The sequence below is a fragment of the Phytopseudomonas daroniae genome, from assembly GCF_004327275.1.
Classification (GTDB): domain Bacteria; phylum Pseudomonadota; class Gammaproteobacteria; order Pseudomonadales; family Pseudomonadaceae; genus Aquipseudomonas; species Aquipseudomonas daroniae.
In genome coordinates, this window is record NZ_QJUJ01000006.1 from 65,325 (window position 1) to 84,841 (window position 19,517).

The following is a 19,517-nucleotide window of genomic DNA, read 5'->3' on the forward strand; positions in this document are numbered from 1 at the left end:
CAACGGCATGATCGTGTTGGCCATTCCGGGTAGGTCGGCGCGCTGACGATACGGCCCGTCTTTATTCAAACGAAATACTTTTAATTCATCTTGTTATTCATTTAAAGAATAAGCATGAGTAAATTCGCTTGTTGTGTTTCGGGCTCACTTCTACAGTGATACCCATCCTCACCTTCCGGCAGTGAATCCCCCATGATCAGTGAAGCTCTGAACCGCTTCGAGCGGCTCGAACTGGTTCCCCATGTAACACCACTGCAGCGCCTCGAACGGCTGCCCCGCCATTTCGGCCGTGACATCCATATCAAGCGTGACGATCTGACGCCTTTCGCATTGGGCGGCAACAAGGCACGCAAGCTGGAATACCTGGGCAGCGATGCTCTGATACAACAGGCCGATACCCTGATCACCGCGGGCGCCATCCAGTCCAACCACGTACGGCAGACCGCCGCGCTGGCGGCACAGCTAGGCCTGTCCTGCGTGGCACTGCTGGAAAACCCCATCGGCACCCAGGATCAGAACTACCTGAATAATGGCAACCGCCTACTCCTCGATCTGTTCGGTACCCGCGTGGAACACGTCGACACCCTGGAAGACGCCGACATACAGCTGATGGCCAAAGCCGAGCACCTGCGCGCGGCTGGCAAGCGCCCTTATGTGATCCCGATCGGCGGTTCCAATGCCCTGGGTACACTGGGTTATGTCAAAGCCGGTTTGGAGCTGGCCGAGCAGATCGAACAGGTGCAGATCCCTGCCGGCACGCTGGTGCTGGCCTCCGGCAGCGGTGCGACCCATGCCGGTATCGCTCTCGCCCTGGCTTACCTGCTGCCTGACTGGCGGGTGGTTGGCGTTACCGTATCGCGTAGTGCCGATGCCCAGCGCCCCAAGGTTGCCAGCCTGGTACAACATACTGCCGAACTACTCGGTATCCCGGTGCCCGAGACGCTTTCCATCGAACTCTGGGATGGTTATTTCGCACCACGCTACGGCGAGGCCAATGCCGGCACCCTTGATGCCATTAGCCTGTTGGCCAGCAACGAGGGGCTTCTACTCGATCCGGTTTACACCGGAAAAGCCTTCGCGGGCCTGCTGGACGGACTGCAGACTGGTGCATTCGAAGACGGCAAACCAGTGGTCTTCCTGCATACCGGCGGCACTCCAGCGCTGTTCGCTTACCAGTCCCTGACTTATCAACAAAAATGAATATATAAATAATTTTTTATTATTTTATCGAATATACCTAGACCCATTAGAGTGCCGCACTTCGCACACAACAAGACCAGAGGCTCAGCTATGACATTCACAACATTGCGTCGCCAGTTCCTTATCGGCAGTTTTAGTCTGGCCCTCTGCGCCGGCCTCGGTAGCCAGGCATTTGCCGCAGACGATCTGCTGCAGAAAATCAAGGACAACGGCAGCATCAAGGTGGGCCTCGAAGGCACCTATCCACCGTTCAACTTCCAGGACGCAAGCGGCAAGCTCGCAGGCTTCGAAGTGGACTTCGCCAACGCTTTGGCAAAAGAACTGGGCGTGGATGCCAGCTTTCAGCCAACCAAATGGGACGGCATTCTCGCTTCTCTCGAGTCAGGGCGACTGGATGTCGTGATCAATCAGGTCACCATCTCGGATGAGCGCAAGAAGAAGTACGACTTCTCCACGCCTTACACCGTATCTGGCATCCAGGCACTGACCCGCAAGGGCGATGCCGATAGCATCAAGAGCGCAGCCGATCTGGCGGGCAAGAAGGTCGGGGTCGGCCTTGGCACCAACTATGAGCAATGGCTGAAGGAAAACGTACCGCAAGCAGAAATTCGTACCTATGACGATGACCCTACCAAATTCCAGGATCTGAATGTCGGACGCATTGATGTGATCCTGGTCGATCGTCTGGCTGCATTCGAGATGGTCGACAAGACTGGCGGACGTCTAGCCGCTGCTGGCGAAGCCTTCTCCCGTCAGGAGGCGGGCGTCGCGTTACGCAAAGGCGATCCTGAGCTGCTTGGGGCCATCGATCAGGCGATCGAAAAACTGCGCAGTGACGGCACCCTGAAACAACTCTCTGAAAAATGGTTCAAGGCTGACGTCACCCAATGATGCAAGACAGCCTCCAGCTGGCGCTGGACTCACTGCCCTTTCTACTCAAGGGCGCGGTATGGACGGTTGTGCTGAGCCTTGGCGGCATGTTCTTTGGCATGCTGCTCGGCTTCGGGCTTGCGCTACTCAGGCTCTACGCCATTGCGCCGCTGGGCTGGCTGGCCCGGGTGTATATCTCCTTCTTCAGGGGCACACCGCTGCTGGTGCAGCTGTTCATGATCTATTACGGCTTACCGCAGTTGGGGCTTCAGCTGGAACCGTTAAGCGCTGCATTGATCGGCTTCTCGCTGAATATGGCCGCTTATGTAGCGGAAATCATGCGTGCGGCGATCGCCTCCATTGATCGCGGTCAGTGGGAGGCCTCGGCCAGCATCGGCATGAGCAAAACCCAGACCATGATTCGCACCATTCTGCCCCAGGCAGCACGTACGGCCTTGCCGCCACTGGGCAACAGCTTCATCTCGCTGGTCAAGGACACCGCACTGGCAGCCACCATCCAGGTGCCGGAACTGTTCCGCCAGGCACAGTTGATCACCGCCCGTACTTTCGAAATCTTCACCATGTACCTGGCGGCCGCGCTGATCTACTGGATTCTCGCTAGCCTGCTGGCACATCTGCAGAGCCGCCTGGAAGCACGGGTAAACCGCCACGAGGCGGAAAACTGATGGCCCTCGCCCACACTCGGATACAGAGCGAAGCATGATCACCGTTCGCAACCTGACCAAGGCCTTCAAGGGCCAGACCGTTCTCGACGGCATCGACCTGAGCATCGCCCCCGGCGAGGTGGTGGCCATCATCGGCCCCAGCGGTTCGGGCAAGACCACCCTGCTGCGCTGCCTGAACCTGCTGGAAACGCCCGATGGTGGCAGCATTCGCGTGGGTGACATCGAAGTCGACGCCAGCAAACCCATCAGCCAGCAACAGGGGCTGATCCGCAAGCTGCGTCAGCACGTAGGGTTCGTGTTCCAGAACTTCAACCTGTTCCCGCACCGCACCGCGCTGGAGAACGTTATCGAAGGCCCGGTGGTGGTCAAGAAACAGCCACGCAACGGAGCACTCGAGCGTGGCCGCCAGTTGCTTGCCAAGGTCGGCCTGGCCGGCAAGGAGGATGCGTACCCCAAACGCCTCTCCGGTGGCCAGCAACAGCGTGTGGCGATTGCCCGTGCACTGGCCATGGAACCGGATGTGATTCTGTTCGACGAACCCACCTCGGCGCTGGATCCGGAACTGGTGGGTGAAGTGCTGGCGACCATTCGCGCCCTGGCCGAAGAAAAGCGCACCCTGGTCATCGTCACCCATGAGATGAGTTTCGCCCGGGACGTGGCCAACCGCGCCATCTTCATCGACAAGGGCGTGATCGTCGAACAGGGCGATGCCCGCGAGCTGTTCAGCGCGCCCAAACAGGTACGTACCCAGCAGTTTCTCAGCAAGTTTCTCGGCAACACCTGAAGTGACCGATAGTCACAGCGGGTAGTAGGCATCCCACAGGCGATTACGAAATTTGTAGGTGGGATCCAGCTGGCGTTTGAGCACGAAGTACTCCGGCGCGCGCGGGTAAGCCTGCAGAAACTGCTCGCGGCTGGCGTGGATCTGATAAGGCAGATAGTGCCGCCCGCCGCAGCGTAGCGCGGCGGCGATCAGGTCGCGCGTCCAGGCCGCTGCTTTCTGCCGTTCGATGTCCGAGCTGCCCTGACGGTAGTAGAGCACCAGGGCGAAGACCTCCTCGGGAGCCCAGTTCAACAAGGTATCGGGATCCGCCTTGGCATGGCGAATGGAGACATTGATCAGCGTCGCCTGATGCTGATGGGTCAGGCGCCCCAATTCGCCGATGAAACGTTCCAGTTGTGCCGGCGGTACGAAATACTCCTGCAGCACATAACTGAAGCCGGGGCCGGAGATCGGTTCCAGCTCGCTGACATCGAGGCTGGCCTCGCGGTTACGCCATTGCACCTTGGGGTTGCGAAACAGCAGAGGGTCGAGCGTCGTTTCACGCAGTTTGATGCCCGAAGGCGATCCGCTCAGGCGAATCCCGGCGCGTTGCAGGTGGCTGCCCTGCTGCGTGGGGATCAGCCGTTCGACTTCCGTCAACGCAGCGTCGGTACGCCGATAGGACACTGCACGCACCGTAGAAAAATCGTCGGGGTAAAGAATGCCGTTGTGCATCACCAGATCCGCCTGCGAGGCGACCTCACGGTAGAACCAGGGGCGGTACTCCTGCAGCGGCATGACCTGGCTTTTCCGGGCGATGCGGGTATTCTCCACCAGGCCCAGCGTGGCTTCGACTATCACCCCCAGGCCACCGTAGCCGCCAATCGCGCCATGGAACAATGCGATGTTGTGGGTCGGGCTGGCGTCCACCACGCTGCCATCGGCCAGCACAACGCGGATGGCCCGCACCGAACCGACGATCGGGCCTTCGCCCACGTAACGGCCGTGCACATTGACCGACAGCGAGCCGCCCACCGTGAAGTTGGCGTAGGACTGCATGATCTGCGGCGAGAGGTCGTACGGGTCGATGTATTCGAGCAACGCACGCCAGGTGATGCCGCTCTGCACGCGGATCTCGCGGCGCTCGGCGGAGAATGCCAGGATCTGATCGAGGCCGCGCATATCCAGCTGCAAGGCACCGTCCGTGGCCGTCTGCCCACCCATGCTGTAGCGGCCACCACCGATACTGATCGGCCCTGCATGGTTGCGCAGCGCATCGATGACCTCCTGCTCGCTGCGCGGCACGATCACCCGCTCTACCGCAACCGGGTTGAGGCCTGTCACGTCATTGACGACTTCCCGAGCGGCAACGCCCAGGCTCAGCACGCACAGACACAGGAGCAAACGGCGCATCGACCTTCCTTGGTAAATACAAACGGGTACAGAGATCATGTGAACGCTCGCCGCACCCTTGACGCCGGAGCGCTTCAGTCGCGGTCGAGCAGGTGAAACCGGGGTAGCGAGAAGTGCCAGCGGATCGCTGCAAGCCGAATCACCAGCACCACCAGCATGGCAATGCCGGTATCCAGCCAGTGCGGCGTTTCCAGCATGCGCAGCAGCACGAAGGTCACGGCGCCGGCCAGGCAGGCGGTGGCGTAGATTTCCTTCTTGAAGATCAGCGGGATCTCGTTGCAGATCACATCGCGCATCACGCCACCGGCAACGCCTGTCATCACACCCATGATCACCGCCGTGCTGGATGGCATGGCGTACTGCAGGGCGACTTCGGTACCGATCACGGTGAACACTGCCAGGCCAAAGGCATCGGCGATCAGCAAGCCCTTTTCGTGGATCGGTCGGGTCAGGCGCACCCAGATCACCGTACCCACAGCGGCCAGCGAGGCGACCAGGATATAGGTGTCGTTGCGAATCCAGCTGACCGGGTGGTTGTCGAGGATCACATCGCGCAAGGTGCCGCCACCGAGCGCGGTAATGATGGCGATCACCAGCACACCGAACAGATCCATGGACTTGCGCCCAGCCATCAGCGCGCCGGTGATGGCGAACACCGCCACCCCGAACAGATCCGCAAGGTAGAACAGCAGGCTCATCGACAAGTCAGTTCACCGGCGTGCGCAGGGTGACGAACTCCTCGGCCGCGCTCGGATGAACGCCGATGGTCTCGTCGAACACCTGCTTGGTCGCACCCGCCTTGAGCGCGACCGCCAGACCCTGCACGATCTCGCCGGCATCGGGGCCGACCATGTGGCAACCCAGCACGCGATCCGTCTTGGCATCTACCACCAGCTTCATCAGGGTACGCTCATCGCTTTCGGTCAGAGTCAGCTTCATCGGCCGGAAGCGGCTTTCGAAGATTTTCACCTCGTGCCCGGCTTCGCGTGCCTGCTCTTCGCTCAGGCCCACGGTGCCGATGTTCGGCAGGCTGAACACCGCGGTCGGGATCATCCGATAATCGACCTTGCGGTACTCCTCTGGCTTGAACAGGCGGCGTGCCACGGCCATGCCTTCGGCCAGAGCCACGGGTGTCAGTTGCACGCGGCCAATCACGTCACCAATAGCCAGGATCGACGGCGCCTTGGTCTGGTACTCATCGTCGACCTCGATATAGCCCTTGTCATCGAGGCTGACGGAGGTGTTTTCCAGCCCCAGATTGTCGAGCATCGGGCGCCGCCCGGTGGCGTAGAAGATGCAATCGGCCTGCAGGGTGCGGCCATCCTTCAAGGTGGCCTGCAGGCTGCCATCGGCTTGCTTGTCGATCCGCGCGATATCGGTATTGAATTGCACATCCAGATCACGCTTGCCCAGTTCTTCATGCAGGTGCGTACGCAGGGAGTTGTCGAAGCCACGCAGGAACAGATCGCCGCGATACAGCAGCGAGGTTTGCGCGCCGAGGCCGTTGAAGATCGAGGCGAACTCCACAGCGATATAACCACCCCCCATCACCAGAACGCGTTTGGGCAGCTCTTCCAGGAAGAACGCCTGGTTGGAATTGATCGCGTGCTCGTGCCCTGGAATATCGGGGATGTGCGGCCAGCCACCGGTAGCGATCAGAATGCGCTCGGCGCTGTACGTCTTGCCGTCGACTTCGACGCTGTGCTCGTCGAGCAGGCGCGCATGGCCTTCGAGCAGGGTCACACCACTGTTCACCAGCAGTTTTCGATAAATGCCATTGAGGCGCTCGATCTCGCGGTTCTTGTTGGCGATCAGCGTCGGCCAGCTGAACGTGGCCTCGCCGGGCGTCCAGCCAAAGCCCTGGGCCTGCTCGAAATCGTCGGCGAACTGCGCGCCGTACACCAGGAGCTTCTTCGGCACACAACCAACGTTGACGCAAGTACCACCCAGATAACGGCTTTCCGCCACGGCCACGCGCGCACCATAACCCGCGGAGAAACGCGCCGCACGTACACCGCCGGAACCGGCACCGATAACAAACAGATCGAAATCGTAGGTCATTACAGCCTCCTGAACAGATGCAGAGCATACCGTAAACGAAGCGCCCTGCCCGCCCGCTGCATCGGTCAAACTTATCGTTCGTTTGGCCAGTCTAGAGTCATTAATGAAGGAGCCCGATCATGCGCCCAACCCTCACCCACCTGGCTTTGCACGTACCGGATCTGCAGGCCTGCATCGCGTTCTATGAAGACTTCTGTGGAATGCACGTCATCCACCGGCGGCCCGGCAAGGGTTCGCAGATCGTGTGGATGGCAGAGCCAGGTCGGGAGAGCGAATTCATCTTCGTGATCATGCCCGGCGGCGAGCCGCGGCGCCTGGCGGCCAACGATTACAGCCATTTCGGTTTCGCCCTGCAGAGCCGCGAGGAAGTCGACGCCATCGCCGCCAAAGCCGAGGCCGCCGGTTGTCTGATCTGGGTACAACGCGACGAGCCTTACCCAGTTGGCTATTACTGTGGCGTACAGGATCCCGCTGGCCATTACATCGAGTTCAGCTACGGCCAACCGCTGGGGCCGGGTGCCAGGCCGATCAACGAAAGCTGAAATGAAAAAACCGCCCGAAGGCGGTTTTCTTGTCAATGAGCCATTCAGCCCCTGCCGGTCTTGTAGAGGTTCTCGTAGCAGAAGTTGGTCGCCTCGATATAGCCTTCTGCGCCGCCGCAGTCGAAACGCTGCCCCTTGAATTTATAGGCCAGTACGCAACCATCCTGAGCCTGTTTCATCAGCGCGTCGGTGATCTGGATTTCACCACCCTTGCCCGGCTCGGTTTTTTCGATCAGCCCGAAGATATCCGGGGTCAGGATGTAACGGCCGATGATCGCCAGGTTCGACGGTGCATCTTCCGGCTTCGGCTTCTCGACCATGCTGTTCACACGGAAGATGTCGTCACGGATCATCTCACCGGCAATCACGCCGTACTTGTGGATTTCTTCCATCGGCACTTCCTGGACGGCCACGATCGAGCAGCGGAACTGGTTGTACAGCTTGACCATCTGGCTCAGTACGCTGTCACCTTCCAGGTTCAGGCACAGGTCATCGGCCAGCACCACGGCGAACGGCTCGTCACCGATCAGTGGACGGCCACTGAGAATCGCATGCCCCAACCCCTTCATTTCCACCTGACGGGTATAGGAGAAGCTGCAGTTGTCGATCAGACGACGAATGCCGACCAGGTACTTCTCCTTGTCGGTGTTGCGGATCTGCTCTTCCAGCTCGTAGCTGATATCGAAGTGATCTTCCAGGGCGCGCTTGCCGCGGCCCGTCACCATGGCAATCTCGTTGAGACCGGCAGACAGCGCCTCCTCCACGCCGTACTGGATCAAAGGCTTGTTCACGATCGGCAGCATTTCCTTGGGCATGGCCTTGGTTGCCGGGAGAAAACGAGTGCCGTAGCCAGCGGCGGGAAACAAGCATTTCTTGATCATGGAAGTCCCTGAATGAGAGAGGGTTATCGATGCCGCAGCAGTTTATCAGGACGCCTGCTGCTTACAACGGCAGAACGGTAAACACCTAAAACGTTTGCGCAGCCAGGCAGTCAAAAACGGTGAAACCCACCGCGACGCGAGGTTCGCATGTCCATTGACAATGATTTGAAGAAAGAGGTTCTCACCCGCCTGCTGCATGCCCACCCTGCCGGCCTGGGCAAGGAGGTGCTGGATAATTTCCGCGGCGAACACGCGGTCGTCGACATTCTCAAACACCTGCAGGACAGCGGGCTGATTCAGGACGGCAGTGTCTCGAGCACTGATGGTGAACTGTCCATCCACTACCCCATCAAGCTCGGCGCCTCTGGCGTCGAAGCGGCCAAACAGTTCGACGCCTGATCCGCCGCCAGGCCATCACGGCACTGTATTGAGCGCTGCCACCAACGCCGTTTTCTCGCGATGAGAAAACGGCGTTCTCATATCTGCCGGCCACCCGATATCGGCACGATCCGGCACAGCATCGACTGGGTGGTCGACAACGACGACAGCTACCACGCCAACCTGCACATCAACCCGCAGATCAAGTACGACCTGGCCGAGGCCATGAGTTGGGGCAGGAAGTTCTACGTGGGCGTCGAGTACGACTACTGGAAGCACAAGTACGGCATCGACAACGACAGCCCGCTGGGTGACGAAGACCTGGGCGGCACCAACCAGAGCGCCATCAGTCTGCTGGTCAAGGCTCACTTCCAGGCAGTGGTCGGCCCTTGTCGCCTGCGAGACGGCAACAAGGCTACGCACGCTCCATTCGATGGCTCGTGACGTAATGATCAGAGATGACAGAGAGAAATCGCACGGAGGGTTTGCAGCTTGATGCCGCAGATGGTGCCCCGAGCCGGAATCGAACCGGCAAGACCTTGCGGTCGGCAGATTTTAAGTCTGCTGTGTTTACCAATTTCACCATCGGGGCAGCGAAATATGCGAGGGCTGGACTATATACACCCCCAGGCGACGCTGCAAGGTTAAAGCATGCAATAAAAAGCCTCGTAAATCAGTGATCTACGAGGCTATTTCGTTGACCGCGAGCTGACCACGCAGCTACGGCCGGATCGATTCAGGCGGGTCGCACCTCAGGTGTGCGCCGCCGGTATCGATTTACTTGCTGCTGCGACCGACCAGCAGACCGATCAGCAGACCGAAACCCGAGGCGACGGCAACGGAAGTCCAAGGATTGCTTTCGATGCGATCCTGAGCGTTACCAATGGTTTCACGACCCAGTTCGACGGCCTCGCGGCTTTTGTCGGTGATCGAGCCTTTGGCTTCATTGAGTAGCGCGATCACTTTCTCACGGGCCTCGTTTGCCTTGTCGCCAGAAAAGGACTCGGCATCACCCAGCGCTTTGCTGGCCTGGTCGAGAAGTTTCTTCAATTCCTTGGCGCTTTCCTGCTGAAACTGATCCAGGCCGCTTTCCAGCGAAGTTTTACGAGCCATTAGCGAATACTCCATAAAGTGATTGACGCTATTTTGGAGGTGCCGCTGATCGCCAGAGTTCAGGTTTTTTGCCGATCACGGCCATTCGGCCCTCAAGAGTCCAGTTCGATGAGCCCGGTATGAGCGACATGATCGCCGGCCATGCCCCGCACACGGGCGCGCAGATCGAATGGCATATCGTGCTTGAACGTAATGGCGTGGCCGATCAACTGGCCGTCCTCATCGACGCGCTCGCGCTCTTCTTCCATCCAGGTTTCCAGCTCATCCTCCGTCAGCCCCAGCTCTTCAGCCAGCAGCGAATGGAAGCGCTCGAGGTCGTAGCCATCGAATTTTCCACCGTCCATATCGTCATCCTCCTCAATAGTCAGTCTTGCTAACTGAGGCTGCGGGATGTGGAGGCAGTTCACTCTGTCTGACCGCGAGCGCGGACGACGGCATCAGGCCTGCTTGCGATCACTCCCTGAATTCAGCGTGCGCAGATCCTGGCGCAGCTGCGCCACCAACTGAGATATCTGCCGCGAGGTCGACAACTCGGCGCGCGAAATGCCGGTGACATTCAGGTAAACCTGCGCAGTGACCGGATCCCTGATCTGGATAGTCACCGACTCGCTGCCATCTATGTAGCACTTGCAGGCCAGGGGTAGAAACGCACATTCGACGATGTGGCGCTGTTCGAGAACGGACATCATCCTGGAACCTCCTTCCTCAATGTTGACGACCCTCGGAGTTTAGTCCGTATAAAATCGCCCGACATGAGACATTTTGTCCCGCCTATCGGCTGGCAAGTCCTGGCCATTCAAAAATGCATCGTCTCAGCCTGTTCAACCACTGGTAAGTATCCCTGAACCTTGCATCAGTGACACCCCTCCCTATTCTCACCACCCCATGCGAGGGTGAGCCCAATAGCCGATGAGGTGTCACATGCACGCCAACAATGTTGAAGGTACCGAGCGTTTACTCTCACTAGCTGTTGGGATAATGGGAGTTGCTAGCGGCATCAAGCAGGGCGGGATCCGCGGTTTGATAAAAATCGCGGCGTCAACGATGATTGCGAAGCGCGGAATAACGGGGCATTGCCAGCTCAAAGGCCTGTTGAGCGCCTGTGAGCGAGAGGGCACCCAGGACGAGCGAGGCGCATCAGCTCCGGAGCGAGATGGAGGTACAGCTCCGAAAGCCAGTAGCCAACTGCAGGATAGGGAGTCCCGAATGGATAACGCGCTCGAGGAGACCTTCCCGGCCAGCGACCCCATTTCGCCATAAGGCTACCGCCACTCCATCACGTGGCCAGCAGGATCAACAGGCCACGAGGTGGCCTGATCCCATCAGATATTGGCAGTCGAAAGCTGCAGCCATACCGAGAACGCACCCAGAATCCCCCAGAACACGCTGAACAACCAGGGTGACCGGAGCGAGAACAGCAACGACTTGCGGTAGCGCTCTTCACAGGCCTCGGTTTCACAGAACAGCGGCGAATCATCATAGGCATGCCCGAATCGGGGTTCGCTGCGCAGCAGGGTGTCCTGCTTGAATTGCCAGTGCCCGATGATCGCTGCAGAAGCCCTGATACCAGGCCATGCGCTCAGAGAACTGACGATCCCCAGCAAAACCAGCAACACAGGAATGATCAGCGTGAACAGATCGCCCCAGGTCTCGTTGGTATTGGCCATCGAAGACGCATAGGCGATCACCAGAAACGACTGTGCACCCAGGTAGGCGTTGGTGCGGCTCGACAACTGGCCGGTCTCGTAATGAATTTCCTTGCGATAGAAATCCAGGCGCTCCTTCGGCGTACCAAACATCATGGAGTCGCTGGCGGATGTTGCAGTTTCGGGTGAATCGGGGGTAGCGATCAGAGACACAACGATTACCGCGGGCAATGAGTACATTGCTTGGAAAGCCGCAGGAGTTTGCCGTTCACATTGATCGTCCTTCTCGATATCAAGCAACACCAGATTCTCTCCGGCCCTGCATCAACCCTTGCACCGTTGTGGCCAGCAAAATCAAGGTTCGTGATCTTCTTTTATTGCGCGCACTATAATTCCGATCCGCCGGGAACCACGCCAACCCCAACCAGCATCACTTACGCGACAGCGGATATCAAAGCACACCCACGTGTCGAAACCGGCCATCAAATCGCATGCAAAGAAAAAGCCCCGTGGTCAGTAACCACGGGGCTTTCTATTTGGAGGCTGAGGTCGGAATCGAACCGGCGTTCACGGATTTGCAATCCGGTGCATAACCACTCTGCTACTCAGCCTTTAAACCGAACGGGCCGTACGTGACGGCCCGTTGAAATTGGAGCGGGAAACGAGACTCGAACTCGCGACCCCGACCTTGGCAAGGTCGTGCTCTACCAACTGAGCTATTCCCGCTTGTCTTGTCGACGGGCGCCATTCTATAGCTTCGCAACGCCCAGTCAAGCTCTTGATTCGAAAAAGTTATTTCTTTTCTGCGGTTACGCTGAGGTGCGGCCAGGCGGCCAGCAGGTATTGCACCATCGACCACAGGGTCAGTACCGCTGCGATGATCAACAATACATAGCCGATCAGCACCCAGAAGCCGAACAGCGGCGGGTTGCCGAGCAGGATCACCAGCGCCACCATCTGCGCGGCCGTCTTCCATTTGCCCAGGCTGGACACGGCCACATGCGCCCTCGCCCCCAGCTCGGCCATCCACTCGCGCAATGCAGAGACGACGATCTCGCGGCCGATGATGATGGTCGCCGGTACGGTCAGCCACAGGTTGGCGTGTTCGGCGACCAGCAGCACCAGTGCGGTGGCGACCATCAGTTTGTCGGCAACTGGATCGAGGAAAGCGCCGAACGGCGTGCTCTGCTCCCAGCGACGCGCCAGATAGCCATCGAGCCAGTCGGTAACGGCGGCAAAGGCGAATACCGCGCTGGCAGCCCAGTAGCTCCACGAAAATGGCATGTAGAACAACAGGATGAAGATCGGGATCAGCAGAACGCGGAGCACCGTTAGGAGGTTGGGGATATTCATCGGCTCGACTGGGCGGTTAGGTGAGGCGGCATTCTACTCGCTGTGCAGGGCTGCATAAATCAACCCTGCCAGCTTTTTACTGATACCGGGCGCTTTAGCGATTTCTTCGGCGCTGGCGCGGGACAATTCTTGCAGACCACCAAAGTGATTGAGCAGTTCACGGCGTCGCTTCGGCCCTACTCCAGCCACCTCCTCCAGACTTGAGGTGCGCCGCGCCTTACCACGGCGGGCACGGTGCCCAGTGATGGCAAAACGGTGCGATTCGTCGCGAATTTGCTGGATCAGGTGCAGTGCCGGCGAATTACCCGGCAGGGTGAACTCGTGGGCAGCATCATTCAGATAAAGGGTTTCCAGGCCGGGTTTGCGCGTAGTGCCTTTGGCCACACCAAGCAGGATCAGTTCTGGCACTTCCAATTCCGTCAGCACCTCGCGGGCCATCGCCAATTGGCCCTTGCCGCCATCGACCAACAGAATATCCGGCAGCTTGCCCTCGTTCTGCTTGATCTTGCTGAAGCGACGGCTCAGCGCCTGGTGCATGGCGGCATAGTCGTCGCCGCCGGTCACACCCTCGATGTTGTAGCGCCGATAGTCCGACTTGAGAGGGCCTTCAGGGCCAAACACCACACAGGAGGCGACGGTCGCCTCACCGCTGGAGTGGCTGATATCGAAGCATTCCAGGCGCTGCGGCACTTCGTCCATGTCCAGCGCCTCGGCCAGGGCGTCGAAGCGCCCCGCCATGTGCGCACGGTTGGCCAGCCGGGCGCCCAGCGCCTGCTCGGCGTTGGTCACGGCCAGCGCTTGCCAGCGCGCGCGGGTGCCGCGGACACGGTAGCTGATGCCCAGCTCACGCCCGCGCAGCTCATTGATGGCGGCGATCAGGACGGGATAGTCTTCATGGGACGCGTTGACGATCAACTCGGTCGGCAGGTCGCGCTCCTGGCTGCCCAGGTAGTACTGGCCGAGGAATGCCACGAGCACGTCCTGCACCTCTTCCTCGATCGCCACCTGGGGAAAGAAATTCTTGCTGCCAAGCACGCGCCCGCCGCGCACGCTGATCAGGTGTACGCAGGCGCCGCCCGGATTGACCATGGCGGCGATAACGTCGACGTCACCGGTGCCACCTTCCATGCTCTGCTGATCCTGCACACGGCGTAGCAGGGCCATCTGGTCACGCAGTTCGGCGGCCTTCTCGAAATCCAGCTCCATGGCGGCCTGCTGCATGTTCGCGGACAACTCGGCATTCAGGGCGTTGCTACGCCCTTCCAGGAACATCACCGAGTGGCGCACATCCTCGGCATATTCGGCCGGTTCGACCAGGGCGACACAGGGCGCCTTGCAGCGCTTGATCTGATACTGCAGGCAGGGCCGCGTGCGGTTCTTGAAGTAGCTGTCTTCACACTGGCGCACCAGAAAGGTCTTTTGCAACAGTGCCAGGCTTTCGCGGATCGCGCCGGCGCTCGGGTACGGCCCGAAATAGCGCCCTTTGCGGTTCTTGGCGCCACGATGAATATCCAGACGTGGATAGTCGCCATCCGACAAAAATACGTACGGATAGGATTTGTCGTCGCGCAGCAGGATGTTGTACGGCGGCCGCCATTCCTTGATCAGCGTCTGCTCGAGCAGCAGCGCCTCGGTCTCGTTGGCGGTGATGGTGGTTTCCACCTGGGCGATCTTGCCCACCAGCGCAGCGGTCTTGGTCGCCAAGCCGGTCTTGCGAAAGTAGCTGGCAAGGCGCTTCTTAAGGTTCTTGGCTTTACCGACATACAGCAGGTTGGAGTTCGCATCGAACATGCGATACACACCTGGGCGACCACTGCAGGTGGCGAGAAAGGCACTAGCATCGAACACGGGAATGACTTCAGCTGGTGGCATCGACCATGCCATGACGGACTGCCAGCAACGCCAGCTCCACATCGCTGGTGATCGACAGTTTTTCGAAAATCCGATAGCGGTAGGTGTTCACCGTCTTGGGCGACAGGCAGAGTTTGTCGGAAATGCTCTGCACTTTATGGCAACCGGCGATCATCAGGGCGATCTGGATCTCACGCTCGGAGAGCAGGTCGAATGGCGAATTGCTGCTCTGTGGCTGGAAAGACTTGAGGGCCAGTTGCTGGGCGATCTGCGGGCTAATGAAGCGCTGCCCAGCGAAGACCATACGAATGGCCTGAACCATTTCCTCCAACGCGGCGCCTTTGGTCAGATAGCCGGCGGCACCCGCCTGCAAAAGACGCGTAGGAAACGGATCTTCTTCGCAAACGGTGACAGCTACAACCTTGAGGTCGGGATGGCTGCGAATCAGTTTGCGGGTGGCCTCGAGGCCACCGATGCCAGGCATTTTCACGTCCATCAGGACAACATCCGGCTTCAGCTCACGAACCTTCTTCAGCGATTCCTCGCCGGAACTGGCCTGACCGATGACTTGCAGGCCCTCGATATCGGCCAGCATGCGCGAAATGCCCGTACGAACGAGGTCATGATCATCAACAACCAATACCTTAATCAAACGAACACCTCGTACCTGCGCGAGCGCCGCACAGCGACTGCCTGGGAGAACCGCACCATATCAAAAAACCTGACGCCTGAGTTAACTCCGAACGTCAAGTATAGGCGCATGGTCGAATGCTCTCACCCTCCGCCGACGCTAATAAATGACGAAAAACATATTGAAGTAGAGGCCTGATAGGCACGGTCGTTATTAGGCTGACCTGGTGCCAAGCCTTCTACAAAGGCCCTTGCCTCCCCCGACTACGTCATCGGAACACAAGTAGGCGAACAAGAAGGCAGATTGACTTTTACAAACCCCGCCATCACTGTATACACATACAGCAAACAGGGTGAGTAGTCATGACAAAAAGCACCTCATCGGCGGCAGCGACGCCCCTCTCGTACGAACTGCTCGGAGCCCGAGTTTCACGGGTCATCAACTCACCGGCGGCGCAAAAGGCTCGAACGGCAGTACTACTCCGGGCTGATGACGACAGCCCGGATGACTGGGCACGCATCCTGGAGGAAATCGGTGAGAACGATAACGTGACGATCGCCCACCGGGACGACGGTTACCAGCTCTTCTGGACGGTGCCAAAAGAGGACTGATCCGTCGCGCGCGCTGAATTGCTCATTGGCGCCCTCTTCCAGCTCGCGCCCAAGCACCAGAAGCCGACGCTGATCTGCGCAATTGCTACGCCGGTATGTATACCTGAGCGGACAAGAACACACATCGAGACGGCGATCTTTCAAGCACAAGACGGCTTTGGATCAAGCAGTGAAATTCGCACCTGCCCATCCACTCAGCCAGCTACAAAGCAGGTAAAAAAAAGGCCTAGAAATCATCTAGGCCTTTGATATCACTAAGAATTTGGTGGAGGGCCAGGGATTCGAACCCTGGGAACGCTATTAACGTTCGCCGGTTTTCAAGACCGGTGCATTCAACCGCTCTGCCAACCCTCCAGATTGATATGGTCTGTTTCATCTGGCCGAAACATCCCTTTGCAACCTTGTCGACTGCGGGCGGCATCTTACCGGAACGTAACACACTGTCAAACACTCTGATTTGGCAGTACCCAAGGCTCTGTTATGATGCCTTCCGACCTTGGTCACGGAACCATTAGCCTTTACAGGAGTGTCGCCATGCGCGAACAAGATTACGCACACAGCCCTACGCAGGTTGAACAAACAGCAGTCAGCAGCGTTCTGCGCAACACGTACGGCTTGCTGGCTCTCACCCTGGCATTCAGTGGCATTGTGGCGTTCATGGCACAGCGTGCCAATGTGCCCTACCCGAACATTTTCGTGGTGCTGATCGGCTTCTACGGCCTGTTCTTCCTGACTGCCAAGTTGCGCGACTCCGGCTGGGGCCTGCTGTCCACCTTCGCACTGACCGGTTTCATGGGTTACACCCTGGGCCCGATCCTCAACCGTTACATGGGCATGGCCAACGGCGCCGAAGTCGTCAGCTCGGCATTCATGATGACGGCTGTCGTCTTCTGTGGTCTGTCCGCCTACGTGCTGACTACCCGCAAGGACATGAGCTTCCTGAGCGGCTTCATCACGGCCGGTTTCTTCGTTCTGCTGGGTGCGATACTCGCTAGCTTCTTCTTCCAGATCAGCGGCCTGCAACTGGCGATCAGCGCTGGCTTCGTGCTGTTCTCGTCGGCCTGCATCCTGTTCCAGACCAGCGCGATCATCCATGGCGGTGAGCGTAACTACATCATGGCGACCATCAGCCTGTATGTATCGATCTACAACCTGTTCATCAGCCTGCTGCAGATTTTCGGCATCATGGGTGGTGACGACTGATCCGCTAAGCGCCATACAAAAGGCCCGCCATTCAGGCGGGCCTTTTTATTTGTGAAGCATTCGAAAGCTATTGCTGAGCCTTTTCACGCATTCCTTTAAGGGTGTTGAATGGTGCATCCACGACGAATTTGTTAGACAGCCAGGAGGGAACGCTACCGCCTGGATCCGTATGCACCTCGTAGATGACCTCGACCAGGCCGTCGGCCTTGGGCGTCATCGTCCAGTATCCTTCCACGCTAGCCACCCGCACATATCCTTTTTCTTCCGGCTTGTAGTCGGGCACGCCATGCAGTTTTCGAGTGATGCTGCCATTGGCGCCCCGTTCAGTCGTCACTTCGATAATTGAATCACGCGGCGTCACAGGCCATGGGGTATTGAAGCGCGTATACGTCCAGCTCTTGTCGCCCTCGTGCTCGAGCAGCCGCTGCTCCTGGCACTCATGAATCCAGGCGCAGGAAGCTACGACATCCTCCTGCAGCGCCTTGAGCTTGCCTATGTCCGCTTTTACCAGGGTCACGCCGCGGTAAGCCTTGTATGGGGAGCCGGCCACTTCGCTCAGGTACACCTTGATGCCCGCCTCGTCTTTCGTCAGACGCCAATCCTCGGCGTGAGCGGCAGACGCGATACAAAGGAGTGTGCTTGCTACCACCAAACGGCTCAACGACATGTTCTTCTCCGAATTCACGTTTTCTTGGCACCCGTTCACCGCATCAAACGGCTGTTGCCGTAGCGCCCTCCAGCCAGGCGAGCAGGCGGACGGCTTCTTCACGGCTATTACCGCAGACATCGAAATCCGCTGAAAATGCCGAGCACACTTCAGGGCGATCCGGATGACCGAAGATGTTGCAGCGGTTGTCCTGGGTGAGATTCACGCAGCGCTGACCTGCCGGCTTGCCGTTGGGCATGCCAGGGATGAAGGAACTGATAGAAGGGGAAATGCAGCAGGCGCCACAACCGGGACGGCATTGCATGAGACGAGACCTCGAACGAACGACACTGCGCTGAGCAGTGCCAATTCTAGCGCGCCAGACAGGCCGTCGGCACTCCCTGCCAGCAGCCTCGATCCAGCGAGTGCCGAATCACTGGCGACATCCCGTTGAGCATCGAGAATATCCACTTCCAACTGATAAGTAACAGGACGATGCTCGCTGTTCGCCGAAGATCATCGTCGTTTCACGACTACTGAGCGCCTGGAAAAGAGGAACATGATCTTCTATGTCGTAACGTATAGCCAGCAGCGGGAAGAGACAGCATGCATGGCGGCACTTCGCAATGGCACGAAACGGGCCATTCGTCGGTCAGACTCTGCAGTGCTTATGGCCGAGTGGAACGCACCGCGTTTACGGACAAGGAGAAGCTATGGGGTATTGGCTGGTCATCGACCTGGAAGCCACCACGGAAGAAGGTGGCTGGCCCATCGAACATATGGAGATCATCGAGATCGGCGCCAGCCTGGTGAACGCCAGTGGTCATGAGATCGACCATTTTCAACGCTTCGTGCGGCCGCTGCGGCGCCCCAACCTCACCCGTTTTTGCCGGGAGCTGACCCATATCAGCCAGGCAGAGGTCGATTCAGCGTCGACACTGGCCGTGCTCTGGCCACAATTCGAACGCTGGCTGGAACCGCATCGACCGCGCCTGCAGGGCTGGTGCAGTTGGGGCGACTACGACCGCAAGCAGTTGCAGCATGATTGGCAAAGCAGTGGGCTGGTCAGCTACCTGCAGACGCTGCCCCACCTGAATCTCAAACGACGTTTCGCCGAAGAGCGCCACCTGGCCCGCCCGGTCGGGCTGAATGCAGCATTGCAACTGGCCGGTATCGGCTTCAGCGGCCAGCAGCACCGCGCCCTGAGCGATGCCCGCAATACCGCCCGCCTGCTGCCGCTGGTGATGACCGGCTGAAGGTGCACGCCTACAGGTGACGTCAGGAAATGCCTTGGGCATACTTGCCGGCCATTTATTTCTGCCCCTTAGCGAGGATGCACATGTTCAAGGTCAATGAGTATTTCGACGGCACCGTCAAATCCATCGCGTTCGGCATGGCAGAGGGCCCGGCCACTATCGGCGTAATGGCTGCAGGCGAGTACGAGTTCGGCACCAGCCAGCTGGAAGTGATGCATGTCATTGCTGGCGCGCTGACCGTGCAACTACCGGGTAGCGACAACTGGGAAACCTTCACCGCTGGCAGCCGCTTCACCGTACCGGCCAACAGCAAGTTTCAACTGAAGGTCGAGCAAGACACCGCCTACCTGTGCGAATACCGCTGACAGGTTGCTCCCGCTCCAGTGAAAACGCCCCGTGATCGGGGCGTTTTC

24 protein-coding genes, 4 tRNA genes and 1 pseudogene are annotated in these 19,517 nt (G+C 58.8%); 12 read left to right on the plus strand and 17 right to left on the minus strand.

The genetic code is table 11. The annotated features are described in order from the left end of the window. The first annotated feature begins 192 nt into the window (after positions 1 to 192). The 4 genes from DNK10_RS15450 to tcyN all read left to right on the plus strand — a co-directional run bounded on the left by DNK10_RS15450 (position 193) and on the right by tcyN (position 3,540). On the plus strand, positions 193 to 1,200 hold the full coding sequence (locus tag DNK10_RS15450) for a D-cysteine desulfhydrase (RefSeq protein ID WP_131192178.1): 1,008 nt from the start codon (positions 193 to 195) through the stop codon (positions 1,198 to 1,200). Between the two features lie 90 nt (positions 1,201 to 1,290). Then, complete coding sequence (gene tcyJ, locus DNK10_RS15455; protein WP_131192179.1) at positions 1,291 to 2,091, plus strand: cystine ABC transporter substrate-binding protein; 801 nt, start codon at positions 1,291 to 1,293, stop codon at positions 2,089 to 2,091. Further along, complete coding sequence (tcyL, locus tag DNK10_RS15460; RefSeq protein ID WP_131192180.1) at positions 2,088 to 2,756, plus strand: cystine ABC transporter permease; 669 nt, start codon at positions 2,088 to 2,090, stop codon at positions 2,754 to 2,756. The genes tcyJ and tcyL overlap by 4 nt, the downstream gene beginning before the upstream one ends. Before the next feature lie 34 nt (positions 2,757 to 2,790). Next, positions 2,791 to 3,540 carry an L-cystine ABC transporter ATP-binding protein TcyN gene (gene tcyN / locus DNK10_RS15465; protein WP_131180622.1) on the plus strand — a complete coding sequence of 250 codons (750 nt, stop codon included), beginning with the start codon at positions 2,791 to 2,793 and terminating at the stop codon, positions 3,538 to 3,540. Positions 3,541 to 3,552: 12 nt separating this feature from the next. Here the strand turns inward: tcyN and DNK10_RS15470 are convergent, their stop codons facing one another. The 3 genes from DNK10_RS15470 to gorA form a co-directional block, all read right to left on the minus strand. Next, the gene (locus tag DNK10_RS15470) at positions 3,553 to 4,932 is read right to left on the minus strand and encodes an FAD-binding oxidoreductase (protein WP_131192181.1); all 1,380 of its coding nucleotides are present in this window, start codon (positions 4,930 to 4,932) and stop codon (positions 3,553 to 3,555) included. 74 nt (positions 4,933 to 5,006) lie between these two features. Beyond that, entirely contained in the window at positions 5,007 to 5,630 is a 624-nt protein-coding gene (locus DNK10_RS15475) for a trimeric intracellular cation channel family protein (protein ID WP_131180623.1), read from the minus strand. A 7-nt stretch (positions 5,631 to 5,637) separates the two neighbouring features. Next, on the minus strand, positions 5,638 to 6,993 hold the full coding sequence (gene gorA / locus DNK10_RS15480) for a glutathione-disulfide reductase (RefSeq protein ID WP_131192182.1): 1,356 nt from the start codon (positions 6,991 to 6,993) through the stop codon (positions 5,638 to 5,640). 119 nt (positions 6,994 to 7,112) lie between these two features. On the opposite strand from gorA, the gene DNK10_RS15485 reads away from it, so the two are divergent. Next, complete coding sequence (locus DNK10_RS15485; protein WP_131192183.1) at positions 7,113 to 7,535, plus strand: VOC family protein; 423 nt, start codon at positions 7,113 to 7,115, stop codon at positions 7,533 to 7,535. A 44-nt stretch (positions 7,536 to 7,579) separates the two neighbouring features. Here DNK10_RS15485 and galU read toward each other — a convergent pair whose 3' ends face one another. Next, entirely contained in the window at positions 7,580 to 8,416 is an 837-nt protein-coding gene (gene galU / locus DNK10_RS15490; protein WP_131192184.1) for a UTP--glucose-1-phosphate uridylyltransferase GalU, read from the minus strand. A gap of 147 nt (positions 8,417 to 8,563) precedes the next feature. Between galU and DNK10_RS15495 the strand changes: the two genes are divergently transcribed. Together DNK10_RS15495 and DNK10_RS15500 are read left to right on the plus strand one after the other, a co-directional pair. Beyond that, the gene (locus DNK10_RS15495) at positions 8,564 to 8,815 is read left to right on the plus strand and encodes a hypothetical protein (RefSeq protein ID WP_131180627.1); all 252 of its coding nucleotides are present in this window, start codon (positions 8,564 to 8,566) and stop codon (positions 8,813 to 8,815) included. 120 nt (positions 8,816 to 8,935) lie between these two features. Beyond that, positions 8,936 to 9,166: pseudogene (locus DNK10_RS15500) on the plus strand (outer membrane protein OmpK); the annotation flags it as partial. A gap of 133 nt (positions 9,167 to 9,299) precedes the next feature. Here DNK10_RS15500 and DNK10_RS15505 read toward each other — a convergent pair. From DNK10_RS15505 to gacA, 10 genes are all read right to left on the minus strand, one after another. Further along, positions 9,300 to 9,386, minus strand: a tRNA-Leu gene (locus tag DNK10_RS15505). Between the two features lie 185 nt (positions 9,387 to 9,571). Further along, on the minus strand, positions 9,572 to 9,907 hold the full coding sequence (locus DNK10_RS15510) for an ElaB/YgaM/YqjD family protein (protein WP_165493632.1): 336 nt from the start codon (positions 9,905 to 9,907) through the stop codon (positions 9,572 to 9,574). Positions 9,908 to 9,999: 92 nt separating this feature from the next. After that, positions 10,000 to 10,251, minus strand: coding sequence for a hypothetical protein (locus tag DNK10_RS15515; protein ID WP_131180629.1), 252 nt, complete (start codon positions 10,249 to 10,251; stop codon positions 10,000 to 10,002). Between the two features lie 93 nt (positions 10,252 to 10,344). Continuing rightward, the gene (locus tag DNK10_RS15520; RefSeq protein WP_131180630.1) at positions 10,345 to 10,596 is read right to left on the minus strand and encodes a DUF1652 domain-containing protein; all 252 of its coding nucleotides are present in this window, start codon (positions 10,594 to 10,596) and stop codon (positions 10,345 to 10,347) included. Between the two features lie 633 nt (positions 10,597 to 11,229). Continuing rightward, positions 11,230 to 11,709 (minus strand): hypothetical protein, encoded by a 480-nt coding sequence (locus DNK10_RS15530; protein ID WP_131192298.1) that lies wholly within the window; start codon positions 11,707 to 11,709, stop codon positions 11,230 to 11,232. Between the two features lie 381 nt (positions 11,710 to 12,090). Further along, positions 12,091 to 12,164: transfer RNA gene (locus DNK10_RS15535), tRNA-Cys, on the minus strand. Between the two features lie 39 nt (positions 12,165 to 12,203). Then, a tRNA-Gly gene (locus DNK10_RS15540) sits at positions 12,204 to 12,279 on the minus strand. 66 nt (positions 12,280 to 12,345) lie between these two features. After that, a complete protein-coding gene (gene pgsA, locus DNK10_RS15545) occupies positions 12,346 to 12,906 on the minus strand; it encodes a CDP-diacylglycerol--glycerol-3-phosphate 3-phosphatidyltransferase (RefSeq protein WP_131180632.1) in 561 nt (186 codons plus the stop codon). A gap of 33 nt (positions 12,907 to 12,939) precedes the next feature. Continuing rightward, the gene (gene uvrC / locus DNK10_RS15550) at positions 12,940 to 14,778 is read right to left on the minus strand and encodes an excinuclease ABC subunit UvrC (RefSeq protein ID WP_131192186.1); all 1,839 of its coding nucleotides are present in this window, start codon (positions 14,776 to 14,778) and stop codon (positions 12,940 to 12,942) included. Next, positions 14,765 to 15,409: a response regulator transcription factor GacA gene (gene gacA / locus DNK10_RS15555; RefSeq protein ID WP_131180634.1), complete on the minus strand. Its 645-nt coding sequence runs from the start codon at positions 15,407 to 15,409 to the stop codon at positions 14,765 to 14,767. Before gacA ends, uvrC begins: the two co-directional genes overlap by 14 nt. Here gacA and DNK10_RS25900 point away from each other — a divergent pair. Together DNK10_RS25900 and DNK10_RS15560 are read left to right on the plus strand one after the other, a co-directional pair. Next, entirely contained in the window at positions 15,380 to 15,586 is a 207-nt protein-coding gene (locus DNK10_RS25900; protein ID WP_165495996.1) for a hypothetical protein, read from the plus strand. The genes gacA and DNK10_RS25900 overlap by 30 nt on opposite strands. A 164-nt stretch (positions 15,587 to 15,750) precedes the next feature. Further along, entirely contained in the window at positions 15,751 to 15,999 is a 249-nt protein-coding gene (locus DNK10_RS15560) for a DUF1654 domain-containing protein (protein WP_131192187.1), read from the plus strand. A 263-nt stretch (positions 16,000 to 16,262) separates the two neighbouring features. On the opposite strand, the gene DNK10_RS15565 is transcribed toward DNK10_RS15560, so the two are convergent. After that, positions 16,263 to 16,353, minus strand: a tRNA-Ser gene (locus DNK10_RS15565). Positions 16,354 to 16,533: 180 nt separating this feature from the next. Between DNK10_RS15565 and DNK10_RS15570 the strand changes: the two genes are divergently transcribed. After that, positions 16,534 to 17,202, plus strand: coding sequence for a Bax inhibitor-1/YccA family protein (locus DNK10_RS15570; RefSeq protein ID WP_131180636.1), 669 nt, complete (start codon positions 16,534 to 16,536; stop codon positions 17,200 to 17,202). Positions 17,203 to 17,269: 67 nt separating this feature from the next. Here the strand turns inward: DNK10_RS15570 and DNK10_RS15575 are convergent, their stop codons facing one another. Next, the gene (locus DNK10_RS15575) at positions 17,270 to 17,869 is read right to left on the minus strand and encodes an START domain-containing protein (RefSeq protein ID WP_131192188.1); all 600 of its coding nucleotides are present in this window, start codon (positions 17,867 to 17,869) and stop codon (positions 17,270 to 17,272) included. A gap of 43 nt (positions 17,870 to 17,912) precedes the next feature. Further along, complete coding sequence (locus DNK10_RS15580) at positions 17,913 to 18,173, minus strand: YkgJ family cysteine cluster protein (protein ID WP_131180638.1); 261 nt, start codon at positions 18,171 to 18,173, stop codon at positions 17,913 to 17,915. Positions 18,174 to 18,561: 388 nt separating this feature from the next. Here DNK10_RS15580 and DNK10_RS15585 point away from each other — a divergent pair, with 388 nt between their 5' ends. After that, positions 18,562 to 19,104, plus strand: coding sequence for a 3'-5' exonuclease (locus DNK10_RS15585; protein ID WP_131192189.1), 543 nt, complete (start codon positions 18,562 to 18,564; stop codon positions 19,102 to 19,104). A gap of 83 nt (positions 19,105 to 19,187) precedes the next feature. Beyond that, a complete protein-coding gene (gene ppnP, locus DNK10_RS15590; RefSeq protein WP_131180640.1) occupies positions 19,188 to 19,469 on the plus strand; it encodes a pyrimidine/purine nucleoside phosphorylase in 282 nt (93 codons plus the stop codon). Positions 19,470 to 19,517: the final 48 nt, after the last annotated feature.

What these genes read in the sequence shown, in the direction of transcription:
- DNK10_RS15560 (WP_131192187.1), top strand. Translation starts at nt 15,751, where the DNA reads ATGACAAAAAGCACCTCATCGGCGGCAGCGACGCCCCTCTCGTACGAA.
- DNK10_RS15570 (WP_131180636.1), top strand. Translation starts at nt 16,534, where the DNA reads ATGCGCGAACAAGATTACGCACACAGCCCTACGCAGGTTGAACAAACA.
- galU (WP_131192184.1), bottom strand. Translation starts at nt 8,416, where the DNA reads ATGATCAAGAAATGCTTGTTTCCCGCCGCTGGCTACGGCACTCGTTTT.
- DNK10_RS15520 (WP_131180630.1), bottom strand. Translation starts at nt 10,596, where the DNA reads ATGATGTCCGTTCTCGAACAGCGCCACATCGTCGAATGTGCGTTTCTA.
- DNK10_RS15510 (WP_165493632.1), bottom strand. Translation starts at nt 9,907, where the DNA reads ATGGCTCGTAAAACTTCGCTGGAAAGCGGCCTGGATCAGTTTCAGCAG.
- tcyL (WP_131192180.1), top strand. Translation starts at nt 2,088, where the DNA reads ATGATGCAAGACAGCCTCCAGCTGGCGCTGGACTCACTGCCCTTTCTA.
- ppnP (WP_131180640.1), top strand. Translation starts at nt 19,188, where the DNA reads ATGTTCAAGGTCAATGAGTATTTCGACGGCACCGTCAAATCCATCGCG.
- DNK10_RS15475 (WP_131180623.1), bottom strand. Translation starts at nt 5,630, where the DNA reads ATGAGCCTGCTGTTCTACCTTGCGGATCTGTTCGGGGTGGCGGTGTTC.
- DNK10_RS15450 (WP_131192178.1), top strand. Translation starts at nt 193, where the DNA reads ATGATCAGTGAAGCTCTGAACCGCTTCGAGCGGCTCGAACTGGTTCCC.
- DNK10_RS25900 (WP_165495996.1), top strand. Translation starts at nt 15,380, where the DNA reads ATGATCATCAACAACCAATACCTTAATCAAACGAACACCTCGTACCTG.
- pgsA (WP_131180632.1), bottom strand. Translation starts at nt 12,906, where the DNA reads ATGAATATCCCCAACCTCCTAACGGTGCTCCGCGTTCTGCTGATCCCG.
- DNK10_RS15515 (WP_131180629.1), bottom strand. Translation starts at nt 10,251, where the DNA reads ATGGACGGTGGAAAATTCGATGGCTACGACCTCGAGCGCTTCCATTCG.
- DNK10_RS15485 (WP_131192183.1), top strand. Translation starts at nt 7,113, where the DNA reads ATGCGCCCAACCCTCACCCACCTGGCTTTGCACGTACCGGATCTGCAG.
- DNK10_RS15575 (WP_131192188.1), bottom strand. Translation starts at nt 17,869, where the DNA reads ATGTCGTTGAGCCGTTTGGTGGTAGCAAGCACACTCCTTTGTATCGCG.
- tcyJ (WP_131192179.1), top strand. Translation starts at nt 1,291, where the DNA reads ATGACATTCACAACATTGCGTCGCCAGTTCCTTATCGGCAGTTTTAGT.
- uvrC (WP_131192186.1), bottom strand. Translation starts at nt 14,778, where the DNA reads ATGCCACCAGCTGAAGTCATTCCCGTGTTCGATGCTAGTGCCTTTCTC.
- DNK10_RS15530 (WP_131192298.1), bottom strand. Translation starts at nt 11,709, where the DNA reads ATGATGTTTGGTACGCCGAAGGAGCGCCTGGATTTCTATCGCAAGGAA.
- tcyN (WP_131180622.1), top strand. Translation starts at nt 2,791, where the DNA reads ATGATCACCGTTCGCAACCTGACCAAGGCCTTCAAGGGCCAGACCGTT.
- DNK10_RS15580 (WP_131180638.1), bottom strand. Translation starts at nt 18,173, where the DNA reads ATGCAATGCCGTCCCGGTTGTGGCGCCTGCTGCATTTCCCCTTCTATC.
- DNK10_RS15585 (WP_131192189.1), top strand. Translation starts at nt 18,562, where the DNA reads ATGGGGTATTGGCTGGTCATCGACCTGGAAGCCACCACGGAAGAAGGT.
- DNK10_RS15470 (WP_131192181.1), bottom strand. Translation starts at nt 4,932, where the DNA reads ATGCGCCGTTTGCTCCTGTGTCTGTGCGTGCTGAGCCTGGGCGTTGCC.
- gorA (WP_131192182.1), bottom strand. Translation starts at nt 6,993, where the DNA reads ATGACCTACGATTTCGATCTGTTTGTTATCGGTGCCGGTTCCGGCGGT.
- DNK10_RS15495 (WP_131180627.1), top strand. Translation starts at nt 8,564, where the DNA reads ATGTCCATTGACAATGATTTGAAGAAAGAGGTTCTCACCCGCCTGCTG.